At 46.3% G+C, this 311-nt stretch carries 1 protein-coding gene; it reads right to left on the bottom strand.

Annotated features, from left to right (window positions below):
• Positions 1-311 (bottom strand): hypothetical protein (locus E1163_RS30010; protein ID WP_185155856.1); only part of this gene is annotated, 311 nt, incomplete at both ends.

Raw genomic sequence — 311 nt, 5'->3', positions numbered from 1 at the left:
CAGCGCATCAATGTTGAATCTGAAGATATGGATAGCAGATTTATGATCACCTCTTTTTTTGCGCCACCACTCCCCAACCTTTCCAAAGCCTTCTGTACAAATTTTGGGTTGTAGACCAAATACTCTGATAAATATGCAGCCACGCCTTCCGTACTCCTTGGTGACCGAATGACCCTGCCTATATTTTCTTCCGTAACCGGTTCATTTCTTATGGCATCAATTCTCGCCTTTTCGGCAGCCACTTCTTCAGCTTTCTTCTCTGCTTCAACTTTCCTGGCAGCGTATGTGCTTCGTGCCGACTGAACGGCCTC

It is taken from the genome of Fulvivirga kasyanovii, assembly GCF_009711405.1.
GTDB classification, from domain to species: Bacteria; Bacteroidota; Bacteroidia; order Cytophagales; family Cyclobacteriaceae; genus Fulvivirga; species Fulvivirga kasyanovii.
Note: the sequence above shows the minus strand (reverse complement) of the source record. Positions and strands in the feature narration are given on the sequence as shown.